We start from the raw sequence: 22177 nt of genomic DNA, 5'->3' as shown, positions 1-22177 counted from the left end.
TCGTCCCTGGCGGGGTCGCGAGTCGCGGGGGGCTGCCGACGCGGCCGTGGAAACGATTCGATCACGGTTGCTGTCACCATCTATCCGGGGAAACAGACCATTGAGTACGGTCACGGTCCCTGCTGAGTCGCCCCGCGACCCGACCCCCGAGGAACCTGTGCTTCGTGCGTTCATCCCTGCCCTGGCGCTCGCGCTCGTGCCGTTGACAGCAGCCGTCCCACCGGCTGCCGCTGCCGACGAACCCGAGACGATCGTCGTGACCCCTGGCGCGACCGAGGTGTCGTTCACCTTCACGGTGGAGGAGGTGCCCGAGGAAGCGATCCTGGTCGTCCACGGCACCGGCGGCTTCGTCGTCCAGCGTCCGCTCACCGATCTCGTCGTCGGCGAGAACACCGTCGTGTGGGACGCCTCCGGCACGCCGGACGGCGACTACCGCGCGAACCTGCTGATCGACAGCGAGCCGGTGTCCACCGAGCCGCTCGACGCGATGGTGCGCGTGAACCTCGTCGGCCCCACCGTCACGGCACCGCGCCTCTCGCGGACGTCGATCTTCCCTGCCCGTGACGGCTACCGCGACAAGGTGGTGATCCGCTCCTCCTGGCCGACCAGCGAGACGCCGCTCACCACCGACCGGGTCGAGGTGCTCAACCGCTACGGCACCGTCGTCTGGCGCTCGACGTCGCGCCCCGCGACCTGGTCGGGTCGCGGGACCGGCGGCCGTACGCTGACGCCCGGCACCTTCCGCGTGCGCGCCGTGGCCGTCGACGCCGACGGTCTGCGTACGGTCAGCGCGGCCCGCAGGATCACGCTGTCGCCGAAGAAGCTGGTGACGGTGCGCGTGGCGCAGAAGGTGAAGCCCAGGCGCTTCATGCTGAAGAACACCTTCACCGGCAAGTGCGGCAAGGTCATCACGCCCGCGCGTCGCGGCAAGGTGTGGCGCGGATCGGTCAGCCTGTCGAGCAACCACAAGTGCACGCGTCGCGGAGCCAAGTCGGTCGTGGAGACCGACTACGGCATCACCTACGGCGACGCCGTCCTCACGCGCCTCGTCTTCAAGGTTCACAGCAAGGGCCATCGCAAGCGGAGCGACCGCGCTGTTGCGTTCACCCTGCGCGACAAGAACGGCTCGATCACCGGCACGCACTACCGCCGGCTCGGGTCCGCGAAGAAGTGGCGCACGATCGCGAGGCTCGAGGGAAGCGGACTGAAGCGCCACGTCATCGGCAAGAGCTACTACTGGGGTGTCGGCACGCTGGACGGTGCTCGCCACGACGTGCGGCGGTTCAAGGTGGTGTCGTACCAGAAGGTGCTGATCGACCCGCGCAAGCGGTCGTTCCCGTCGGCAGGAACGCCCGCCCGTACGGCCTCCGTGGGCGGCGCCTCGGTCCTGCGCTGACCGACCCCCGTACGGCCCGGGGTCAGCGGACGTCGACGTCGTCCGGGACCTCGGGCCAGCGCGGGGTGCGCTTCGGCAGGTCGGCCGGGACGCGACCCGGGTACTGCGCGGGACGCTTCTCGAGGAACGACGCGACACCCTCGGCGACGTCCGGGCCGCCGGCGAGCGTCCACACGGCCTCGGTGTCGATCGCGTGGGCGTACCACGGGCTCGACGCACCGGACATCGTCCACAGCAGCGCACGCGACGTCGCGACGGCGACCGGGGCGGTGTTCGCGACGATCTCGCGTGCGATGTCGAGGGCCGTCTCGAGCACCGCGGCGTCGTCGACGACGTGGTTGAGCAGACCGGCCTGGTGCGCCTCGTCCGCGCCGAACAGCCGGCCGGTGGCGATCCACTCCATCGCCTTCGGAACCCCGACGATCCGCGGCAGGAACCACGACGAGGCCGCCTCGGTCGGCAACCCGCGTCGCGCGAAGACCAGCCCGAACCGCGCGCTGCGTCCAGCCACCCGGATGTCCGCCGGCAGCGTCATCGTCACACCGACGCCGACCGCACTCCCGTTGAACGCGACGATCACCGGCTTCGTCGAGCGGGCCATGCGCAACGCGACGTAGCCGCCGCCGTCGCGCGGTACGCCGTCGACGGTGCCGATCCGGTCGAGGTACTCCTGCGTCGCCGGCGAGGGGTCGGAGGTGTCGAAACCCTCGTCCAGATCGGCCCCGGCGCAGAACACCTCGCCCTCCCCGGTGACGACGACCGCCCGTACCGCGTCGTCGGCGTCGGACTCGTCGAATGCCGCGGCGAGCTCGAGGCACATCCGCTGGGAGAAGCTGTTGCGCTTCTGGGGTCGCGTGAACGTGATCGTCGCGATGCCGCCGGCGGCGTCGTAGCGCAACGTGCTGAACTCCGGCACGGGACTTCCTTCCCTCGGCTGACGTGACCGTACCGGCTCGCCTTCTGACAGCGACCCCGGGCCTCGCTACATTGACGAATCTCGCCGACCCCGCGGCGAGACACCCCCGAGGAGTCGAACCAGCATGGCCAAGACCGCTCGCAAGGCATCGACCCGCCAGGTCGTGACCGTGATCGTCGTCGTGTGGCTGGTGATCGGAGCACTCGCGGCCGCCCAGCGCGGCTACTTCAAGGGCTCGGACGCGAACTGCGCCAAGATCAGCACGATCGCCGTGACCGTCATCGCCGGCCCCCTCAACTACGTCGGCGCGAACCCGAAGATCGACTGCAACATCGAGCCCAGCCAGTAGTCGAGCCCAGCCAGTAGTCGCCGGCAGCGGCGACGGCCGCGTCGCTCCCCGCGTCCGACCGGTCGCGGGGAGCGACGCCGATCAGCCGCGCTTCTTGCGCTCGAGGAACGCCAGCATCGCTGCGCGGGCCTCGTCGGAGGAGAACAGCACCGCCGACTGCTCCGCGACCGTCTCCCCGAGGCGGTCGATCCGGTCGACCAGGTCGGCGTTGAGCAATGCCTTGGTCTCGCGCAGACCCTGCGGGTACGCCTGGCGAAGGCCGGTCAGCACCGTCTCGACGGCACCGTCGAGCGCGTCCGGAGCGACCGCCTCGGTCACCAGCCCGTACGCGACCGCCGCGTCGGCGTCGAACGTCTCGCCGGTGAGGAACGTCCGCGATGCGGCGCGCGCGTTCATCCGCGGCACGGTCGTCAGGGAGATCACCGCCGGTGCGAGCGCGAGCCGGACCTCGGTGAACGCGAAGGTCACCGTGTCCGCGGCGACCACCACGTCCGCGGCCCCGACGAGACCGAGCCCGCCGGCGCGGACCGGTCCGTGCAGCCGGACCACGACCGGCTTCGGCAGCGTCGCGATCAGGCGCTGGAGCGCGACCAGGCCGCGCGCACCCTCGACCATGCCGCCCCCGGCCGCCTCCGACAGGTCGGCGCCCGAGCAGAACACCGGCCCGGCGGCGGCGAGCACGACCGCGAGCACGTCGGGGTCGGCCGCAGCGTCCTCCAAGCGCGCGGTCAGCTCGGTCACCAGCTGCGCCGACAGCGCGTTGCGGTTGTGCTGGCTGTCGAGCGTGATCGTCGCGATCTGGTCCGCGACGTCGAGATGGACGAGGTCAGTCATGCGGTCGGTCCTTCCGGGTGACGGCCCCGTCCCCGATTCGTCGAGTTGCGGCGCGAATGCCGCGTCGGGATCTCTCCGGAACTCGACAAATCGTGGACGGGACGGGTGGGTCAGTACGACTTGGGGAGGCCGAGCGAGAACTGGGCGATGAAGTTCAGCACCATCTCCCGGCTCACCGGCGCGATCCGCGACAACCGTGACCCGGCGAGCATCTGCACCAGCCCGTACTCCTCCGCGAGCCCGTTCCCGCCGTGGGTCTGGATCGCACGGTCGACCGCGTCGCAGGCGACCTCGCCCGCCGCGTACTTCGCCATGTTGGCGGCCTCGCCGGCCGCCATGTGGTCTCCCGCGGCATACAGCGCAGCGGCCTTCTGCGTCATCAGACGCGCCATCTCGATCTCGATGTGCGTCTGCGCCAGCGGGTGCGCGATCGCCTGGTGCGCCCCGATCGGCGCCTTCCAGACCTGCCGGGTCTTCGCGTACTCGACCGCCGTCTCGAGCGCGAGCCGCGCCGTCCCGGTCGCGAACGACGCCGCCATGATCCGCTCCGGGTTCAGGCCCGCGAACAGCTGCTCGATCCCGGCGTCCTCCGACCCGACCAGCGCGTCGGACGGCAGCGTCACGTCGTCGAAGAACAGCGTGAACTGCTTCTCCGGGCTGACGATGCCCATCGGGATCTCGCGGTACGTGAAGCCCTCGGTGTCGGTCGGCACGAGGAACAGCGCCGGCTTCAGGCTGCCGGTCCGGTGATCCTCGGTCCGCGCGACGACGAGCACATGGCTGGCCTCGTCGACGCCGGAGATGTACGTCTTCTGCCCCGACAGGCGCCAGTCGCCGGACTCGGTGCGGTACGCGGTGGTCACGATCTTGTGCGAGTTCGACCCGGCGTCGGGCTCGGTGATCGAGAACGCGAACGTGCTCGACCCGTCCGCGAGCCCGGGCAGCCAGCGCTGCTTCTGCTCGTCGGTCCCGTACTGCGCGATGATCGTGCCGACGATCGCCGGCGAGACCACCATCAGCAGGAGCGGGCAGCCGGCCGCGGCCAGCTCCTCGCACACCGCCGCGAGGTCGCCGATCTCGCCCCCGCCGCCGCCGTACTCCTCAGGAATCGCCACTCCGAGGTAGCCGAGCTTGCCGGCCTCGGCCCACAGCTCGGTCGTCTTGCGACCCTCGCGATGCGCCTCGAGGAAGTAGTCGCGGCCGTACTTGCGGCCGAGGTCGGCCACGGCCTTGCGCAGCTCGCGCCGCTCCTCGGACTCGCTGAACGCGGTCGTGGTCTGACTCATGCGTCGTCTCCTTCGTCGGCATCGGGCTGGTCGGTGGCGGGCTCGGTGTCGGGTTCGGTGTCGGGCTCGGTGATCACGGCGAGGACCGCCCCGGACTCGACCTGGGAGCCCGCGGTCGCTGCGAGCTCGGACACGACACCGTCGGTCGGTGCCGTGATCGTGTGCTGCATCTTCATCGCCTCGAGGACGACCACGACCTCACCTGCGGCGATCCGCTGCCCCGCCTCGACGGCGACCGAGACGACCGCGGCCGGCATCGGTGCGAGCAGCGAGCCCGCAGCCACCTGGTCGGCCGGGTCGACGAACCGGGGCACGACCTGCAGGCTGAGGCTCCCCGCGGGCCCGTCCACATCGACCGTCTCGGCGCCGGCCGTGGCGCCGCTCCGGACCACGCCGTACGCCGTCGCGACGCCGTCACGCACCAGCACGACGCGGTCGGGCGCGACCGTCTCCGCGACCAGGCCACCGTCGGCGGGACGGAGCCGACCTCGCTCGGACACGTACGCGACCGTGAGCTCGTCGTCATCCACACCGAACGTCACCGTGTGCGGCTGCGAGGCGACGTTGCGGTAGCCCGCGGGGATCCGCGCGAGCACCGGGGCCTGCGCGGCGACGGCGGCCGCGCGTGCGAGCGCGGCCGCCGTCGCGTACGCGACCCGCGACTCGGAGGCGATGCGGGGCGCCGCCCAGTCGTCGAGCCGGTCGCCGAGCAGGAGGGTGCTCAGCGACACCGGGTCGGCGAACGCAGGTGCGCCGAGGATGCCGTCGAGCAGGTCGAGGTTGGTGGTGACGCCGTGCAGGCGGCTGCGCCGCAACGCACCGCGCAGCATCCGGATCGCGGCGTTGCGGTCGGGCGCCCAGGCGACGACCTTCGCGAGCATCGCGTCGTAGTGGATCCCGACGTCGGTGCCGGCCTCGACACCGGAGTCGAGCCTGAGGCCGTACGCATCCAGCGAGCCGAACCGCGCCCGTACGCCGGGCACCTCGAACGCCCGGACCGTGCCGGTCTGCGGCGCGAAGTCGTCGGCGGGGTCCTCGGCGTACAGCCGGACCTCGATCGCGTGACCGCGCGGCGCCGGAGGTTCGGCGACCCCGGCGGCGTCGGCGAGCGTACGGCCCTCCGCGACCGCGATCTGGAGCGCGACCAGGTCCAGCCCGGTGACGGCCTCGGTGACCGGGTGCTCGACCTGGAGCCGGGTGTTCATCTCGAGGAAGGAGATCCGCGCACCGGCGTCGCCGCCCTTCTCGCTCTGCCGCTCCTCGCTGTGCCGTTGGTCCACGAGGAACTCGACCGTGCCCGCGCCGGTGTAGCCGACCTGCTTGACGATCCCGCGCGCCGCGTCGTGCAGCGCGGTCCGGGTCGCGTCCGACAGACCGGGCGCGGGCGCTTCCTCGACGACCTTCTGGTGGCGCCGCTGCAACGAGCAGTCGCGGTCGCCGACCACCCAGCACGTGCCGTGCTCGTCGGCGACCACCTGCACCTCGACGTGCCGCGCGTGCTCGAGGTAGTGCTCGACGAACACGGTGGCGTCCCCGAACGCGGACGCCGCTTCCGACCCGGCCTGCTCGAGCGCGCCCGGCAGGTCTGCGAGGTCGCGGACGACGCGCATCCCGCGTCCACCGCCTCCCGACGACGCCTTCACGACGACGGGCAGGTCGTCCGCAGTCACGTCCGCCGGGTCGAGCATCCCGCCGACCGGGCCGCCGGCCGCGGCCATCAGCTCCTTCGCGCGGACCTTCGAGCCCATCGCCTCGATCGCGTCCGGGCTCGGCCCGATCCACGTGAGCCCGGCGTCACGGACCGCGGCGGCGAACGACGCGTTCTCGGACAGGAACCCGTACCCGGGGTGGATCGCGTCCGCGCCCGCGGTCCGCGCGGCGGCGATCACGAGGTCGGCCCGCAGGTACGTGTCGGCGGGCGCCGCGCCCGGCAGCCGGACGGAGGTGTCGGCGTCGCGGACGAACGGCGCGTCCGCGTCGGCGTCGGAGTGCACCGCGACCGTCGCGATCCCCAGCGCGCGGCACGTCGCGAACACGCGCCGGGCGATCTCCCCTCGGTTCGCGACCAGCACCGTCCCGATCATCCTGCGCTCCTCTCTCGTCGTCCGTCCCGCCCCGTGCGCCCGCGATTCGACGGGTTTCCCACCGAATCGGGGTGCGCAATGCGTGGAGGACGCGTCGAATCGGGGGCGCGATGAGCGGTCACAGCCGGAACACCCCGTAGCCCTGGGCGCCCTCGATCGGAGCGGTGGCGATCGCGGACAGGCAGATCCCGAGCACCGTGCGGGTGTCGCGCGGGTCGATCACGCCGTCGTCGTAGAGCATCCCGGAGGTGAAGTACGCGAGCGACTGCTCCTCGATCTGCTTCTCCACGAACGCCCGCATCTGCGCGTCACCGTCCTCGTCGTACGGCTGTCCCTTCGCCTCCGCCGCCCCGCGCGCGACGATCGAGATCACGCCCGCGAGCTGCGCCGGGCCCATCACCGCCGACTTCGCGTTCGGCCAGCTGAACATGAACCGCGGGTCGTACGCCCGCCCGCTCATGCCGTAGTGGCCCGCGCCGTACGACGCGCCCATCACGACGCTGATGTGCGGCACGGTCGAGTTGGAGACCGCGTTGATCATCTGCGCGCCGTGCTTGATGATCCCGCCCTGCTCGTACTCCGCTCCGACCATGTAGCCGGTCGTGTTGTGCAGGAAGAGCAGCGGGGTGTCGATCTGGTTCGCGAGCTGGATGAACTGCGTCGCCTTCTGCGACTCCTCGCTGAACAGCACGCCCTGCGCGTTCGCGAGGATCCCGACCGGGTAGCCGTGCAGCTGGGCGAAGCCGGTCACCAGCGACGTGCCGTACAGCGGCTTGAACTCGTCGAACTCCGACCCGTCGGTGATCCGCGCGATCACCTCGCGCGGGTCGAACGGCGTCTTCAGGTCCGTCGGCACGATGTCGAGCAGGTCCTCGACGTCGGCCGTCGGCTCGTCGTACGCCGCGGCGGGGGCGGGTCCGTGCTTGCGCCAGTTGAGCCGGCGCGCGATCTGGCGGCCGAGGCGGATCGCGTCGCGCTCGTCGACCGCGAGGTAGTCCGCGAGGCCGGACGTGCGCGCATGCATCTCGGCGCCGCCGAGCGACTCGTCGTCGGACTCCTCGCCGGTCGCCATCTTGACCAGCGGCGGCCCGCCGAGGAAGACCTTCGCGCCCTCCTTGACCATCACGACGTAGTCGCTCATGCCGGGGACGTACGCTCCGCCGGCGGTCGAGTTGCCGAAGACCAGCGCAACGGTCGGGACGCGCGCGGCCGAGGCGCGGGTGATGTTGCGGAACGTCGCGCCGCCGGGGATGAAGATGTCCTTCTGGGTCGGCAGGTCGGCTCCGCCGGACTCGACGAGGTTGATCGTGGGGAGGCGGTTCTCGGCGGCGATCTGCGCGGCCCGCAGACCTTTCTTGACCGTCAGCGGGTTGGACGAGCCGCCCTTCACGGTGGGGTCGTTCGCGACGATCATGCACTCGACGCCCTCGACGACGCCGATCCCGGTGACGATCGAGCCACCCACCGGGAAGTCCGTGCCCCAGGCCGCGAGCGTCGACAGCTCGAGGAACGGGGCGCCCTCGTCGAGGAGGAGCTCGATCCGCTCCCGCGCGAGCAGCTTGCCGCGAGCATGGTGGCGCGCGACGTACTTCTCGCCGCCGCCGGCGAGCGCCTTGGCGTGCTGCTCGGCGAGGTCGTCGATCTTCGTCAGCATCGCTTCGCGATGAGTCGGCGGAGCGTCGCGATGAGTCGGCGCCCCGCCGGTCTCGGTGGCCGTGTCGGTCATCAGAATCCCATCACCTTCGCGATCAGGTCGTTCATCACTTCGGTCGCGCCGCCGCCGATGCCGAGGATCCGGGCGTCGCGGTAGTGCCGCTCGACCTCGGACTCGCGCATGTAGCCGATGCCGCCGTGGATCTGCACGGCCTCGTCGACGACGAAGTCGCAGGCGGCGACCGCGTCGTTCTTCGCGAGGGCAGCGTCGGCGGCGAGCCGGATCGGGTCGAGCGACGCACCGGCCTGGAGCGCGGCGGCACGCTCGACGACGCCGCGCGTGTACGTACGGGCGGTCTCGGTCGCGCGGTGCATCTCGACCAGCTTGTGCCGGATCACCTGCCGGCTCGCGAGCGGACGGCCGAACGTCTCCCGCTCCCGCGCGTACGCCACGGCGAGGTCGAGGCAGCGCTGCGCGGTGGCGTACGCCTGGACGGCGAGGCTGATCCGTTCGCTCACGAACTGCTGCATGATCAGCACGAAACCGGAGCCCTCGTCGCCGACGAGGTTCGCGGCCGGCACCCGGACGCCGTCGAACGCGAGCTCGGCGGTGTCGGAGCAGTGCCAGCCCATCTTGCGCAGCGGCCTCTGCACCGCGAACCCGGGCAGGCCCTTGTCGATCACGAGCAGGGAGATCCCGCCGTGGCCGTCGGCGCCGGTGCGGACGGCCGTCGTCACGAAGTCCGCGCGGACTCCGGAGGTGATGAAGGTCTTGCCCCCCGTCACGACGTACGCGTCGCCGTCGCGGACCGCGCGGGTCGACAGGCCCGCGACGTCGGACCCGCCGCCGGGCTCGGTGACGCCGAGCGAGCCGATCGTCTCCCCGGCCAGGGTCGGACGCACGTACCGGTCGATCAGCGCCGCGCTCCGCTCGGTCGGCGCAGCCGTGTGGGCGGCGACCAGGTGCGGCAGCGCGATCCCGTGGGTGAACAGGGCCGCGATCAGCCCGGACGAGCCGCCGGCGGTGATGACCGCCTCGGTCAGCACGGACACGTCGACGACGTCGCCGCCCTGGCCGCCGACGGACTCGGGGAACCCGACGCCGAGCAGCCCGGCCCCGGCCGTACGGCGGTGGAGGTCGCGCGGCACCTCGCCGGCGTCCTCCCAGGCGGCGAGATGCGGGACGATCTCCGCTCGGGTGAAGCGGGTCGCGGCGTCACGCAGCGCCGTACGCTCCGGGGTGGCCCACGCGTCGTAGGGAGCGGACACGGACGGTCCGTCGGTCGCGGACGGGGGTGCGGTCGCGGTCATGGCAGCAGTCCTTCCGGGATCAGGACATGGCGGGCACGCAGCCACTCGCCGAGCGCCTTGGCCTGCGGGTCGAAGCGGGTGGACGCGGCGACGCCCTCGCCCAGGAAGCCGTGCAGCACGATGTTGACCGCGCGCAGGTTCGGCAGCGGATGGATGTCGATCTCGAGCTTCGCCGCCTCGGGCAGGAGCGCGCGGACCACCACGTCGTCGAGCGCGTCGAGCAGCCACGCGTACGCGCCGTCGGGGTCGGGCACGTCGCTGCGGACCCAGACTCCGACGTTCGCGTCGCCACCCTTGTCGCCGCTGCGGGCGTACGCGAGGTCGCCGAGCGGGCGGGAGGTACGGGCCGGGTCTCGATCACTCGCTGCGCTCGCGCCTCGACCATCGGGTGGAACCGCGCCCTGCCCGGCGTCGGTATCGACCTCGCCCTTCCCGTCGTCGGTCGAGGCCGAACGGAGCGAGGATCGAGACCCGGAGCGGGCTCCCACGGGTGGGAGGGGCTCGGTCACGGTCGGGGGCGGGACGTCGATCGTCGACCCGTCGGTCAGCACGACGCGGTGCGGGACCAGGCTCTGCGGCACGAAGCCTGCGGTGTAGACGCCGTACGGGCTCGCGGCGCCGGGCGGGCGGGTGGCGGTGAACCCGGGGTACGAGGCGAGCGCGACCTCGACGGCCGCTCCGGAGAACGCACGGCCCACGGGGTCGGGCGAGGGCGCGCTCACGTGGCAGCGCAGCAGCGACGTCGCACGAGCCTGCGTGTCCGGGTCGGCGACGTCGGTCCGGTCGAGCTGCCACTCGACCGTCTCCGGCATCCCGGCCGGCGACGCGGCGAGCGCCGCCTCGATCTGCGCTCGCACGAGGGCGGCCTTCGCGTCGACGTCGAGGCCGGTCAGGACGAGCTCCACGGAGTTGCGGAACCCGCCGAAGGAGTTGAGGCAGACCTTGACGTCCGGCGGCGGAGGCGTGCCGCGGACCCCGCTGATCCCCACGCGGTCCGGGCCCTGCTGCTCGAGCTGCACGGTGTCGAGCCAGCTCACGACGTCCGGGCCGGCGTACGGGGCACCCGCGATCTCGTAGGTCAGCTGCGCGGTGACCGTGTCGACGGTGACCGCTCCCCCGGTGCCGTCGTGCTTCGTGATCACGCTCGAGCCGTCCGCAGCGACCTCGGCGATCGGGAATCCCGGGTGCAGCAGAGCGGCGGGATCGAGCGACGTGAACCCGGCGAAGTTGCCGCCCGTGGCCTGCGCGCCGCACTCGATCACGTGCCCCGCCACCACGGCGCCGGCGAGCGCGTCGTGGTCCTCGCGCGCCCACCCGTACGCATGGGCGGCGGGGCCGACGACCAGCGACGCGTCCGTGACCCGTCCGGTGACGACGATGTCGGCCCCCGCGTCGAGGGCGGCGGCGATGCCGAACGCGCCGAGGTAGGCGTTCGCGGTCAGCGGTGCGCTGCCGGAGCGACCGGCGAGGCCGAGCTCGTCGGCGCGCGCGCGAAGGTCGTCGCCCTCGACGTGCGCGACCGCGAGGTCCAGGCCCTGCTCGCCGACCAGCTCGCGCAGCCGGTCGGCGAGCCCGGCCGGGTTGAGCCCGCCGGCGTTCGCCACGATCCGCACCCCGCGCTCCTGCGCGAGCGCGAGGTTGGCGGACATCTGCTTCACGAAGGTCTTGGCGTAGCCGAGCGACGGGTCCTTCATCCGGTCGCGGCCGAGGATCAGCATCGTCAGCTCGGCCAGGTAGTCGCCGGTGAGGAAGTCGAGCTCGCCGTCGCTCAACATCTCCTCGACGGCCGAGAGCCGGTCGCCGTAGAAGCCCGAGGCGTTGCCGATCCGGATCACGAGACACCTCCGGCGGGGTCTCGATCCTCGCTCCGCTCGGCCTCGACCGACGGGGAGAAAGGCTCGGCCTCGACCGACGGCGAGAGGGGCACGGCGTCGACCCGCCCGGAGCGCGGCTTCGGGTCGGGGCCGGGCAGCCCCGCGAACGCCTGGACGATGTCGAGCCACTCGTCGGCAGCCGCGCCGTGCGCAGCCACGTCCACGTCGTCGCGGGTCCGGCGACGTGTCGCGAGCAGCGCGAAGTCGTACCCGTCGCCCGTGACCCGGTCCGGCGCGTCCTCGGGCCCCCAGGCCCAACGCTCCCCGCCGGGCCCGTGCAGCTCGACCCGTACGGGCGCGTCCGGCATCTCGCGGCCGCGCACGAGGTAGGCGAAGGCGCGCGTCCGGAAGCCGAGGTAGGCGACGTGCTCGGCGCGACGGTCGCGCGGGAGCTCGACGCCGAGCGCCTCGGCCACGTCGCGTCCGTGCGCCCAGGTCTCCATCAGCCGGGCTGTCGCCATCGACGCGGCACTCATCGGCGGGCCGAACCACGCGATCTTCGTCCCACGGGGGACGGCGCGCAGCGCGTCGGAGAGCCGGGCCCGCCCGTCGCGCCACGCGGACAGCAGCTCCTCGGCCGATCCGGCGGCGATGCGCTCGGCCTCGGCGTCGACGAACCCGGTCGGGTCGGAGGCGGCGCGCTTCATCAGGTCGCCGAACGCCTCTCCGCCCTCGATCGCGGCCAGGGAGGCCTCGTCGGTCCAGTGCAGGTGCGCGACCTGGTGGGCGACCGTCCATCCCGGCGCAGGAGTCGGGGACGACCACCCGGCGTCGTCGAGGCCGGCGACGACCGCGTCGAGCTGCTCACCCTCCGCGGCGAGGTCGGCGAGCAGGGGGGTCAGCACGTCGGGGTCGGTGGCGGCGTCGGTCATCAGCGCTCCAGCTCCTCGTCGAGGGTGATCGCCCACGTGTCCAGGATCGCGGTCCGTCGGGCGGTGTCGTCGGACAGCGACGCGGCCAGGCCGAGGCCGCGCATGAGGTCGAGCGTGGCCTGCACGAGGCGGCGGTTCGAGCCGCGGGACTCGTCGATGCGCAGCAGGTCCACGGCGTACGCGTGGGTCTCGCGCCCGACCCGGCGCTCCAGGGGCGCGACTGCGGCATGCAGGTCCTCGTCGGTCCGCGCAGCCACCCACAGCTCGAGGGCGGCGAAGAAGACCGGCGAGACGAACTGCGCGGCGAGGACGTCGAGCACCGCCCGGGTCCGGCCCTGCTCGGGCAGCTCGGCCACCGCGGCGGACAGGTCGTCACGGCGCCGCTCGGTCAGGTGCTCGACGGCCGCGACGACGAGGTCCTGCTTGCTCGGGAAGTGGTGGAGCTGCGCACCGCGCGACACACCGGCGCGCTGGGAGACGACGGTCGTGCTCGTCCCGGCCCAGCCGAGCTCGACCAGGCAGGACACCGTCGCCTCCATCAGGCGCAGCCGCATCGCCCGGGTCCGCTCGCCCTGCGGTGTGCGTGTGGTCGCAGTCACGTGGCCAGCATCGCAGTCCCCCAACAAACAGTCAACCCTGTTTCTTTCTGCGAGGATCAGGCCCGGAACCCCGGCCGTGAATCGGAGTGCAACTCCATGTGGAATGTCGGGAACGCGCAGACCCCTCGATGCGTTTCAATGGAGTGTCGGGTGTCCGTCGGGTGATCGGGGGTACCGACGGCAACCCGCCCGGCCGGCGGGTGGGTGCGCACCCCTCCACCAGCGCGCTCGCCCGTCCGGGCCGGACCCCGCCCCCGACCGGCGCGTCGCTGCGCGCGCTCGACACCGTCCAGTCGATACCCTCACGCGGTGAGCGAGCGTGAGATCACCGGCGACGTCGCCCTCTGCCGCCCGAACGGCCGGCTCGACCCACGCGCGGTCGGGTGGTCGCGCCGACCCGTGCACCAGGCGAACCTCAAGGGCTGGGGACGCTGCAAGCGCTGGGAGTACTGGGGGATCGTCTCCCCCACCCACGTGATCGGCGTGGTCGTGTCCAGCCTCGACTACGCCGGCGTCCACGGCCTGTACGTGCTCCACCGCGCATCGGGGGCGGAGTGGCGGCGCGATGCCGTGGTGCCGCTCGCCCGCAACGTCGTCCTGCCCGACCGCGCGGGCCAAGGGCGGGTCGCCGCGATCGCGGGCGACCTCACGATCGACATCGACCAGCAGCCGCACCACACCACGCTCCGTGCCACGACCGAGCGGATCGCGCTCACGCTGCGCATCGACGCGCCGGAGCACCACGAGTCGCTCGGCGTGGTCGTCGGGTGGAGCAAGCGGCGATTCCAGTACACCGTCAAAGACCTCGCACGACCGGCGGTCGGGACGCTGGTGCTCGACGGGCACGAGCAGCCGATCACCGACGCGTACGCCGTGCTCGACCACGGCCGCGGGATCTGGCCGTACCGCGCGACCTGGAACTGGGGCGCCGGCAGCGGTCCCGGCGGCAACGCGGTGCAGGTCGGCGGGACGTGGACCGACGGCACGGGCAGCACCGAGAACGCGCTGCTGATCGAGGGCACGCTGCACAAGATCAGCACGGACCTCGACTGGGCGTACGACCGCGACGACTTCTCCGCGCCGTGGCGGGTCACCGGCGGCGGGGTCGACGCGACCTTCCACCCCGAGCACGTCCGGGTCGACCGCACCGAGCTCGGGCTCCTCGGCAACCGGACGCACCAGGCGTTCGGGACGTGGTCCGGCACCGCGACCGCGGACGACGGCGCGACGCTCGCTCTCGACGGGCTCGTCGGCTGGGCCGAGGAGGCTCGCCAACGCTGGTGACGGCGGCGCTGGCGACGGCGGTGCCGGTGACGGCTGGTGCTGGCGGCGAGAGGCGCCCGCCGACAGCGCCCGCTCAGCCGCGGTCGGAGAAGCGCAGCAGGGCGAGCGACTCGAACGCCGCCACCACCGCGTAGATCAGGATCGACGCGCCGGTGACGACGACGATGCTGGCCCACAGCTGGTCGTAGGCGTAGGCGGGGATGGCACGAATCATGCTGGTCCCGAGCCCCTCGCCGCTCGCCAGCCACTCGGCGACGAGCGCACCGATCAGCGCCGCCGGCACCGACAGCCGCGCTGCCGCGAAGATCGACGGCACGGCCGACGGCACGGCGACCATGCGCAGCGCGGTCCAGCGCGAACCGCCGTACGCGACCACCACCTCGAGCGCCTGCGCGGAGGCGGAGCGCAGCCCCAGCACGATCGTCACCAGCGCCGGGAAGAACACCACGATCCCACCGATCACCGCGACGCCGACCTGGCCGCGCCCGAAGACGAGCGCGAGCACCGGTGTCATCGCGACGAGCGGCACGGACCGCAGCAGCATCGCGACCGGCATCGTCGCCTGCTCGACCACCGGGAGCAGCACGTACATCGCCGCGGCGACCATCGCGCCGAGCATGCCGGCGACGAAGCCCCAGGCGGCGTCACGCAACGTGATCGCCAGGTCGCCGAACACGAGCTCGCGGTGCTCGGCCGCCTCCGGCCCGCTGAACAGGTAGGCCCAGATGTCCGCCGGGGTCTTGCCGACCCGTGGCCCGATCTCGGGGAACGCAGCGAGGAACAGCCACCACAGCAGGAGCACGACGCCCGCGGCGATCGCGATCGGCACGAGCGTCCGGACCAGGCCGAGCAGCGCCGACAGCACGTACGACGCCGGCCGCACGGCGCTCTCCCCCGCGGGCGGGCGGGTCGTCGTCGCGGTCGCGCTCATCGCACGCCCCCTGCCGTACGAGGCGCCGCGGTCGCCCACGGCGTCACCGCCCTCCCGATCAACGACACGATCAGGTAGCCGAGTCCGGCGAGCAGCCCGGCCCCGATCGCGAAGCCCCAGGTCCGCGGGATGTTCGAGTTCTGCTGCGCAGCGGTCAGCGCGACCCCGACGCCGGTGTCGATGCCGCCGAGGTACTCGCCGAGGATCGTGCCGAGCACAGCGGCCGGCGCCGCGATCTTCAGCGACGCGAACACACCGGGCAGGGCGGCGATCCACTGGACCCGCCGGAACTGCTGCCACCGGCCTCCGCCGTACGCCCGGACGAGGTCGAGCGAGGCGCGCTCGGCCGACCGGAACCCGCTCAGCGTCCCCACCATCGTCGTGAAGAACACCGAGATCGCCGCGAGGAAGACCGACGGCGCCCGGCCGCCGAAGAGGACGAGGACGATCGGGCCGAGCGCGAGGATCGGCGTGCAGTACGAGATGATCGCCAGCTGGGTCGCGACCGGCTCGATCGGCGGGATCAGCACCACCAGCACCGCGAGGCCGATCGCGAGGACGTTGCCCCAGAGGAACCCCTCCAGCGCGCTCCGGGCCGTGACCGTGAAGTTCGGGCCGTACACGTCCCAGCCGTCGGTGACCATCGACTGCAGCACGGTCCACGGGGTCGGGATCGCGCCGCCGGCGAGACCGAGGACCCCGGCGAGCGTCCACAGTCCGAGGACGACGGCGATCCCGATCGCGCCGGTGACGGGCGCGGGCAGTCGGCGCATCAGCCCTCCTGCCCCTCGGCCCCGAACAGCAGGGCCGAGAGCCGGTCGGTGTACGCGTGGAACTCCGGTGAGCGCAGCAGGTCCGGGGTCCGCGGCCGGGGCAGGTCGATCGGCACGAGCTCCACGATCCGACCCGGACGCGGGCTCATCACCGCGACCACGTCCGACAGGAACACCGCCTCGGCGATCCCGTGGGTCACCATCAGCGTGGTCGCCGGCTTCTCCGTCCAGATCCGCAGGAGCTCGATGTTGAGACGCTGGCGCGTCATGTCGTCGAGTGCCCCGAAGGGCTCGTCGAGCAGCAGGACCGACGGCTTCACCACCAGCGCGCGAGCGATCGAGACCCGTTGCCGCATGCCGCCGGACAGCTGACCGGGCCGCGCCTTCTCGAACCCGTCCAGCCCGACGAGCCGGATCAGGTCCGCGACCAGCTCGTCGTCGGGCTTGATGCCCGCGACCTGGAGGGGGAGGCGGATGTTCGCGGCCACCGAGCGCCAGGGCAGCAGCGCGGCGTCCTGGAACGCGATCCCGAGCTCGTGCTCGCGCACCAGCTCGCGCGGTGACCGTCCGTTGACCAACGCCGTCCCCTCGCTCGGCGTCTCGAGCCCGGCGAGGATCCGCAGGATCGTCGACTTCCCGCACCCCGACGGTCCCAGGACGGACAGGAACTGCCCGTCGTCGGTCTTGAGGTCGACGTCGGACAGCGCCGTGACGGTGCGCCTGCCCATCCGGAACGTCTTGCTCAGACCCTGGAGGTTGACGCCGGTCCCGAGGGCGGGCGAGGTGCTGGTGGTGGCCGTCGACATGGCCGCTCCTGAGGGTCGAAGGAAGGCGTACGGATGCGTGCGGTCGTCAGATCAGGTCCGGGTTCTCCTCGTAGACCTCCGTGATCAGCGACATGTCGAACAGGTCCTCGGCGGCGATCTCGATGTCGGCGGTCGCGAGCGCCTCGATGTTCTGGGCGATCTTCTCGTCGCTGATCGTGAGGATGCCGTTCTCGGCGGTCTCGTCGCTCTGGATCAGCTTCGACTGCGCGGTGTTGTAGTCGATCTGGTTCTGCAGGTCGAGGTTGAGGTCCTTGCCGTACTTCTCGACCGCGAGCTTCGCTGCGCCCTCGTGGTCGGAGATCGCGTCCTTCCAGCCCTTGATCAGGCCGAGCAGGTAGCCCTTGACCAGGTCACGCTCCTCGTCGATCGCCTGCTGGCTGATCAGGATCGACTCGCCGACGAGCGGCAGGCCGTTGTCGGCGAACAGCATCGTGGTGTTCGGGAAGCCGTTGGCGGCGAGCGACAGCGGCTCGTTCGTCACGTACGAGACCCAGCCGTCGACCTCGCCCTTGGACAGCGGGGTCGGGTCGAACTGCACGGAGACGATCTCCATGTCGTCGCGGGTCAGGCCGTTCGAGGCGAGCAGCGCGTCGAACACCAGCGTGTTCGTGTCCTGCACGCCGATCTTCTTGCCGACCATGTCCTGCGGCGTGCTGATCGGGTTGTCCACGCCGGAGGTGATGCAGAACGGGCTGCGCTGGTACGTCGCCGCGATCGTCTTCGCCTCGAGACCCTGGAGGATCGCGGGGGCTGCGAAGTCCGGGGTCGAGGTGCCGACCCAGACCTTCCCGGTGTCGAGCCCGGCCTCCGTCCCGGTGCCGGCGGCGCCGCCCGCGATCAGCTCGACCTCGAGGCCGGCATCGGCCCAGTAGCCGTTCTCGATCGCGAAGTACTCTCCGGCGAACTCGACGTTCTTGATCCACGACAGCTGCATCGCGACCTGCTTGGTGCCGTCGGCGCTGGCCTCGGAGTCGTCGCTGCCGCAGGCCGAGAGGATCGGGGCGGCTCCGACGGCGAGGCCGGCGAGGCCCGTGAGCTGGAGGAAGCGGCGCCGGCCCATCGGGGCGGCAGCGGTCGTGAGGGGGCGACGGTTCATGAAGGCTCCTGGCGGTTCTCGGGGAATCGCCGGTGAGCCTAGGCAGCCGACGTTTCGCCGGTGTCACCGTCGACGCGCGCCAGGTATCGCCGCCGTTAACTCATGACTTCACACACCGCGAGTCGGAGGCCTCAGGCGTCCGCGCTGATGTCGGCGCGGGTCGCGTCGAGTGCCGACGCCAGCGCATCGGCGTCGACCGTCAGGCCCACGCCGTGGCCGCCTCCTCCGATCGAGATCGGGCCGGCGATCGCCCCGTCCATCACGACCGGCCAGGCCGTCGTGCTCCCCAGCGGCGTGATCGTCCCGCGCTCGTACCCCGTGACCTCGCGCGCCCGGTCCGCGTCGGGCATCGAGACCCGGCTCACGTCGAGCAGCTCGCGCAGCTTCGGCCAGGAGAACCCGCGGTCCCCGGGCACCATGACGAAGCGGTAGTCGCCCTCGCGGACCCGGACCACGAGCGTCTTCACCAGCGCCCGCGGCTCGATCCCGCGTGCGGCGGCGGCCTCCTCCAGCGATCCGACGCGGCCGTGCCGGGTCACCTCGTACGCGAGGCCGAGCGACTCGGCGGCCGCGATCGCGCGGTCCGAGCGGTCGGCGTGGTCGGTGGATGCGTCGGGTGCCATCGCTCCATCGAACCACGCGACCGGCGAGCGATGTTCGGCGAATCACGAGCCGGCGGGGCTCGGCGCTTCTAGCATCGGCTCATGGACCGCGCACTCCGGAGACCGGCGGCGGTGCTGCTGGCCGCCGGCTGCGCGGTCTGGGCCGCCGTCCTCCTCCGGGATGCGCCCACCGGAGTCCTCGTGCTGGTCCCGACCCTGTTCGCGACCGGCCTTCTCGCCGCTCAGCGCCGACCGCTCGTCGGCGCCCTCGTCGTCGGCGCAGGGCAGGCGGTCGGGCTGGTGCTCGGCGCGCCGGAGGACAACGCGTCCGGCCTGGCGGCGGGGCTCGCCGCGCTGTTCCTGCTGGGTCGGCGCGCGCGCCCGGTCGCCGGACTGCCGGCCCTCGTGCTCTTCTGCGCCATCATCGTCGCGACCGACCTGCCGACCGGTCGGCACCTGCTCGGGATCGGGCTCTTCGCGGCGACCTGGGCGCTCGGCACCGCGACGCGGCGTGCGTTCCGCGCGTCCGAGGACGCACGGCAACGGGCGCTGCGCGCCGAGGAGCGCGACGTCGCGGCCACGGCGCGGCACCTGGTGGAGGAGCAGACCCAACGGCACGCCGTCGCGGCCGTGCTCGGGAGCGAGACCGCCCTGCTGCGGATGCGCGCGGAGCTGGGCGAGCAGGCGGGCCCGCTGTCGGCGGATCGTCTCGCGGGGATCGAGAGCATCGCGCGCGAGGCGGTCGAGGAGCTGCGCTCGGTGCTCCGTACCCTGCGCCGACCGAGCGCAGCGAACCGTGACGGCGCAGCGGCACCGGCGCCGGGCGGCGCCCGCCCGAGCCTGCGAGGCCGCGACGTGGCTCGTGCGGTCGCGGTCGTCGGCCTCGTGCTCCTCGAGCACGCCGTGGTCGGCGAACGGGTGGCTCCCGCGCTCGCGGTGGCGATCGCGCTCGCGCTCGGAGCAGCCGCGCTGCTCGTGCGGACCGCACCGGTCCAGGCGTGCGCCGCGGCCGCGGCCGTCCCGGTCGTCGGGCTGGCGACGGGCGCGACGCTGCCGACGAGCGCCGTCGAGATCGCGGTCCTGATCGTCGTGGCCTGGTCCGCCGCGCCGCACTGGCGCCGCGGCTGGCCGGTGCTGGTGGTCCTGCTCGTGTCCTCGGGGCTGGCCGAGCGGAGTGCTGCCTCGCACGTGGCGGTGGTCGCGGCCAGCGCACTCCTCGGCTGTGTGGCCGGGCTGGCGTGGAGCGTCGCCGCGCGCGAGCGTACGTCGTGGCAGGTTCGCGAGGACGCCCACCGCGAGGCCGTCAAGGTGTCCGCCGACCGCGGGACCGCCGCGGAACGCCTCCGGCTGGCGCGCGACCTGCACGACGTGGTCAGCCACTCCCTCGCGGTCGCGACCCTCCAGGCGGCGGCCGCCGCGCGGCAGCTCGCGGCAGGGGTGGACCGCACCGCGACGACCCGGACCGAGCTGTGCGCCGTCGTGGACCAGGCGCTGGTCGACCTCGCCTCGCTCGCCGCGGTGGTCGCGCCCGACCCCCTCGTACGCGTCGCGCCGGATCACGTCGTCGCCGACCTGCGGCGCCGTGCCGAGGCCCTGGGGATCGACGTCGACTGGCGGGTCGACCTCGTCCCCGGTCCCGCCGCGACCCCGGCCGGCGCAGCCTCCCCGCCGAGTGCCGCCCCGCCGAGTGCCGGCTGGCCGCAGCCGGCCGCGTCCACGGTGTCGCTGATCGTGCGTGAGGCGCTGACCAACGCCGCACGGCACGCCCCGGGGACCCGGGTCCGCGTCGTGCTCGCGGCCCGCGACGACCAGGTCGCCGTCGACGTCGACAACCCCAGCGGGGACGCCACCGCCGCGTACCCCGGGACGGGGCACGGGCTCGACGGACTGGCCGAGCGCGTCAGCGCGCTCGGGGGACGGATGCGGGCCGTCGTCGACGACGGTTCCTTCCGGCTCGTCGCCGAGGTCCCGCTGGCGCCGCCCGGCGGCGCGTCCACGCCGGGGACGCCGCGCGACGCGGCATCCGCGCCAGGGTCCGCGGTGGGTCCCCGATGATCCGCGTGGTCGTGGCGGACGACCACCCGCTCGCCCGCACCGGACTGGCGGCCCTGCTCGCGGCCGAGCCGGACATGACCGTGGTCGCGCAGGCCGAGGACGGACGCGACGCCGCGGCGGCGGCGCGCGAGCACGAGGCCGACGTGGTCCTCCTCGACCTCGAGATGCCCGGCACCGGCGGCGTCGACGGGACACGCATGGTCGCGCAGGCCCGACCGCAGGCCCGGGTGCTGGTGGTGACGACCTTCGACCTCGACGAGTACGTCGTGGCGGCGCTGCGTGCAGGTGCGAGCGGGTTCCTCCTGAAGACCGCACCGGCCGACCAGATCGCGCTCGCGGTCCGCCAGGTGCACGCGGGAGCGATGCTGTTCGACCCCGGCATCACGCACCGCCTGGTCGAGACCTACCTCGGCGCGGCCGAACGCCGGGACCGCTCCGACGACGTCCTGGCGCCGCTGACCGCGCGGGAGCGCGACGTCTTCGACCTGCTGGCGCGAGGACGCTCGAACGCCGAGATCGCCGAGACGCTGGTGCTCGGCGAGCCGACCGTGAAGACGCACGTCACCCGGGTCCTCGACAAGCTCGGTGTCCGCGACCGGGTCCAGGTCGTGGTGCTCGCCTACGAGTCCGGCTACCTGGCGCCGCCCCCGGGGCGGTGAGGTCGGGTCGCCCTCAGACCATCCGCCGCACGAGACCCAGCGGTGCGTGCCGGAGCACGAACGAGAGCGGACGCCACGGCCACGGCGGCACGATCGCCTCGGGCTTCTCGGCGTCGATCGCGGCGACCAGGGCTCGCGAGCCGGTCTCGGTGTCGACCATGCCCTTCGGCTTCTGCTCGACCTGCGCGTTCATCTCCGAGGCGATGTAGCCGGGGTAGACGGTGGTGACCGCGATGTCGTGGCCCTTGCGGTTCACCAGGTCCGAGCGGATCCCCTCGGCGAGGTGAGCGAGCCCGGCCTTGGTGGCCGCGTAGGTCGTCATCGAGCCCGGCATCCCCCGCATCGCCGAGACCGAGGACACGACGACGAGGTGGCCGGAGCGTCGCTCGTAGAAGTGCGCCATGGCCGCCTCGCACTGCGCGAGCGCGGCGACGAAGTTCGTCTCGGCCGTCTGCCGGTTGGCCTCGAACCTGCCCGTACCGATCCGCCCTCCCTTCCCCAGACCGGCGTTGACGACGACGCGGTCGAGCCCACCGAGCTCGGCGCCGGCCTTCTGCACGACCTCGAAGACCCGGTCGGCGTCGGTCACGTCGAGCGCGTGGACGACGACGCGGATGCCGGGGTGGGCCGCGGTGAGCTCGGCCTGGAGCGCCTCGAGCCGGTCCAGGCGGCGGGCGGTGAGGGCGAGGTTGTGACCCTTCTCCGCCCAGACCCGGGCCATGCCCTCGCCGATCCCCGACGAGGCTCCGGTGATCAGGATGTTCGTACGCACGGGT

The 22177-nt window shown here is 72.8% G+C and carries 20 protein-coding genes; 5 read left to right on the top strand and 15 right to left on the bottom strand.

All coding sequences use genetic code 11. From position 1 onward, the window contains the following. The first annotated feature begins 157 nt into the window (after positions 1–157). A complete protein-coding gene (locus CLV56_RS10655) occupies positions 158–1396 on the top strand; it encodes a hypothetical protein (RefSeq protein ID WP_039363718.1) in 1239 nt (412 codons plus the stop codon). Between the two features lie 22 nt (positions 1397–1418). On the opposite strand, the gene CLV56_RS10650 is transcribed toward CLV56_RS10655, so the two are convergent. Continuing rightward, positions 1419–2312 carry an enoyl-CoA hydratase-related protein gene (locus CLV56_RS10650; protein WP_039363715.1) on the bottom strand — a complete coding sequence of 298 codons (894 nt, stop codon included), beginning with the start codon at positions 2310–2312 and terminating at the stop codon, positions 1419–1421. A gap of 124 nt (positions 2313–2436) precedes the next feature. Here CLV56_RS10650 and CLV56_RS10645 point away from each other — a divergent pair, with 124 nt between their 5' ends. Continuing rightward, complete coding sequence (locus CLV56_RS10645; protein WP_039363711.1) at positions 2437–2661, top strand: hypothetical protein; 225 nt, start codon at positions 2437–2439, stop codon at positions 2659–2661. 81 nt (positions 2662–2742) lie between these two features. Here CLV56_RS10645 and CLV56_RS10640 read toward each other — a convergent pair whose 3' ends face one another. The 8 genes from CLV56_RS10640 to CLV56_RS10605 form a co-directional block, all read right to left on the bottom strand. Then, positions 2743–3495 (bottom strand): enoyl-CoA hydratase family protein, encoded by a 753-nt coding sequence (locus CLV56_RS10640; protein ID WP_039363709.1) that lies wholly within the window; start codon positions 3493–3495, stop codon positions 2743–2745. 110 nt (positions 3496–3605) lie between these two features. Further along, positions 3606–4781, bottom strand: a complete 1176-nt coding sequence (locus CLV56_RS10635; protein WP_039363706.1) for an acyl-CoA dehydrogenase family protein — start codon at positions 4779–4781, stop codon at positions 3606–3608. Further along, positions 4778–6865, bottom strand: coding sequence for an ATP-binding protein (locus CLV56_RS10630; RefSeq protein WP_039363703.1), 2088 nt, complete (start codon positions 6863–6865; stop codon positions 4778–4780). Before CLV56_RS10630 ends, CLV56_RS10635 begins: the two co-directional genes overlap by 4 nt. Positions 6866–6983: 118 nt before the next feature. Further along, complete coding sequence (locus tag CLV56_RS10625) at positions 6984–8591, bottom strand: acyl-CoA carboxylase subunit beta (protein WP_039363700.1); 1608 nt, start codon at positions 8589–8591, stop codon at positions 6984–6986. After that, entirely contained in the window at positions 8591–9829 is a 1239-nt protein-coding gene (locus CLV56_RS10620) for an acyl-CoA dehydrogenase family protein (protein ID WP_039363697.1), read from the bottom strand. The genes CLV56_RS10625 and CLV56_RS10620 overlap by 1 nt, the downstream gene beginning before the upstream one ends. Continuing rightward, on the bottom strand, positions 9826–11664 hold the full coding sequence (locus tag CLV56_RS10615) for an acyclic terpene utilization AtuA family protein (RefSeq protein WP_039363693.1): 1839 nt from the start codon (positions 11662–11664) through the stop codon (positions 9826–9828). Before CLV56_RS10615 ends, CLV56_RS10620 begins: the two co-directional genes overlap by 4 nt. Beyond that, positions 11661–12575 (bottom strand): TIGR03084 family metal-binding protein, encoded by a 915-nt coding sequence (locus CLV56_RS10610; RefSeq protein WP_100414801.1) that lies wholly within the window; start codon positions 12573–12575, stop codon positions 11661–11663. The genes CLV56_RS10615 and CLV56_RS10610 overlap by 4 nt, the downstream gene beginning before the upstream one ends. Next, complete coding sequence (locus tag CLV56_RS10605; protein ID WP_039363690.1) at positions 12575–13174, bottom strand: TetR/AcrR family transcriptional regulator; 600 nt, start codon at positions 13172–13174, stop codon at positions 12575–12577. Before CLV56_RS10605 ends, CLV56_RS10610 begins: the two co-directional genes overlap by 1 nt. A 309-nt stretch (positions 13175–13483) precedes the next feature. Here CLV56_RS10605 and CLV56_RS10600 point away from each other — a divergent pair, with 309 nt between their 5' ends. Beyond that, positions 13484–14458, top strand: coding sequence for a DUF2804 domain-containing protein (locus CLV56_RS10600; protein ID WP_039363687.1), 975 nt, complete (start codon positions 13484–13486; stop codon positions 14456–14458). 73 nt (positions 14459–14531) lie between these two features. Here the strand turns inward: CLV56_RS10600 and CLV56_RS10595 are convergent, their stop codons facing one another. The 5 genes from CLV56_RS10595 to CLV56_RS10575 form a co-directional block, all read right to left on the bottom strand. Continuing rightward, positions 14532–15389 (bottom strand): ABC transporter permease, encoded by an 858-nt coding sequence (locus CLV56_RS10595; RefSeq protein WP_211288040.1) that lies wholly within the window; start codon positions 15387–15389, stop codon positions 14532–14534. Next, positions 15386–16162, bottom strand: a complete 777-nt coding sequence (locus CLV56_RS10590) for an ABC transporter permease (RefSeq protein ID WP_039363684.1) — start codon at positions 16160–16162, stop codon at positions 15386–15388. Before CLV56_RS10590 ends, CLV56_RS10595 begins: the two co-directional genes overlap by 4 nt. Next, a complete protein-coding gene (locus CLV56_RS10585) occupies positions 16162–16968 on the bottom strand; it encodes an ABC transporter ATP-binding protein (protein WP_039363680.1) in 807 nt (268 codons plus the stop codon). Before CLV56_RS10585 ends, CLV56_RS10590 begins: the two co-directional genes overlap by 1 nt. Positions 16969–17014: 46 nt before the next feature. Continuing rightward, a complete protein-coding gene (locus CLV56_RS10580; protein WP_039363676.1) occupies positions 17015–18085 on the bottom strand; it encodes an ABC transporter substrate-binding protein in 1071 nt (356 codons plus the stop codon). Positions 18086–18216: 131 nt separating this feature from the next. Continuing rightward, on the bottom strand, positions 18217–18708 hold the full coding sequence (locus CLV56_RS10575; RefSeq protein ID WP_100414799.1) for an aminoacyl-tRNA deacylase: 492 nt from the start codon (positions 18706–18708) through the stop codon (positions 18217–18219). 81 nt (positions 18709–18789) lie between these two features. Between CLV56_RS10575 and CLV56_RS10570 the strand changes: the two genes are divergently transcribed. Together CLV56_RS10570 and CLV56_RS10565 are read left to right on the top strand one after the other, a co-directional pair. Further along, positions 18790–20742: a histidine kinase gene (locus CLV56_RS10570; protein WP_039363673.1), complete on the top strand. Its 1953-nt coding sequence runs from the start codon at positions 18790–18792 to the stop codon at positions 20740–20742. Next, positions 20739–21401, top strand: coding sequence for a response regulator (locus CLV56_RS10565; RefSeq protein ID WP_039363670.1), 663 nt, complete (start codon positions 20739–20741; stop codon positions 21399–21401). Before CLV56_RS10570 ends, CLV56_RS10565 begins: the two co-directional genes overlap by 4 nt. A gap of 13 nt (positions 21402–21414) precedes the next feature. Here the strand turns inward: CLV56_RS10565 and CLV56_RS10560 are convergent, their stop codons facing one another. After that, the gene (locus CLV56_RS10560; RefSeq protein ID WP_039363667.1) at positions 21415–22173 is read right to left on the bottom strand and encodes an SDR family oxidoreductase; all 759 of its coding nucleotides are present in this window, start codon (positions 22171–22173) and stop codon (positions 21415–21417) included. Positions 22174–22177: the final 4 nt, after the last annotated feature.

Source organism: Mumia flava, from assembly GCF_002797495.1.
In the GTDB taxonomy this organism is placed as follows: domain Bacteria; phylum Actinomycetota; class Actinomycetes; order Propionibacteriales; family Nocardioidaceae; genus Mumia; species Mumia flava.
The sequence above is the reverse complement of the archived record's forward strand: the minus strand, read 5'-3'. Positions and strand labels throughout refer to the sequence as shown.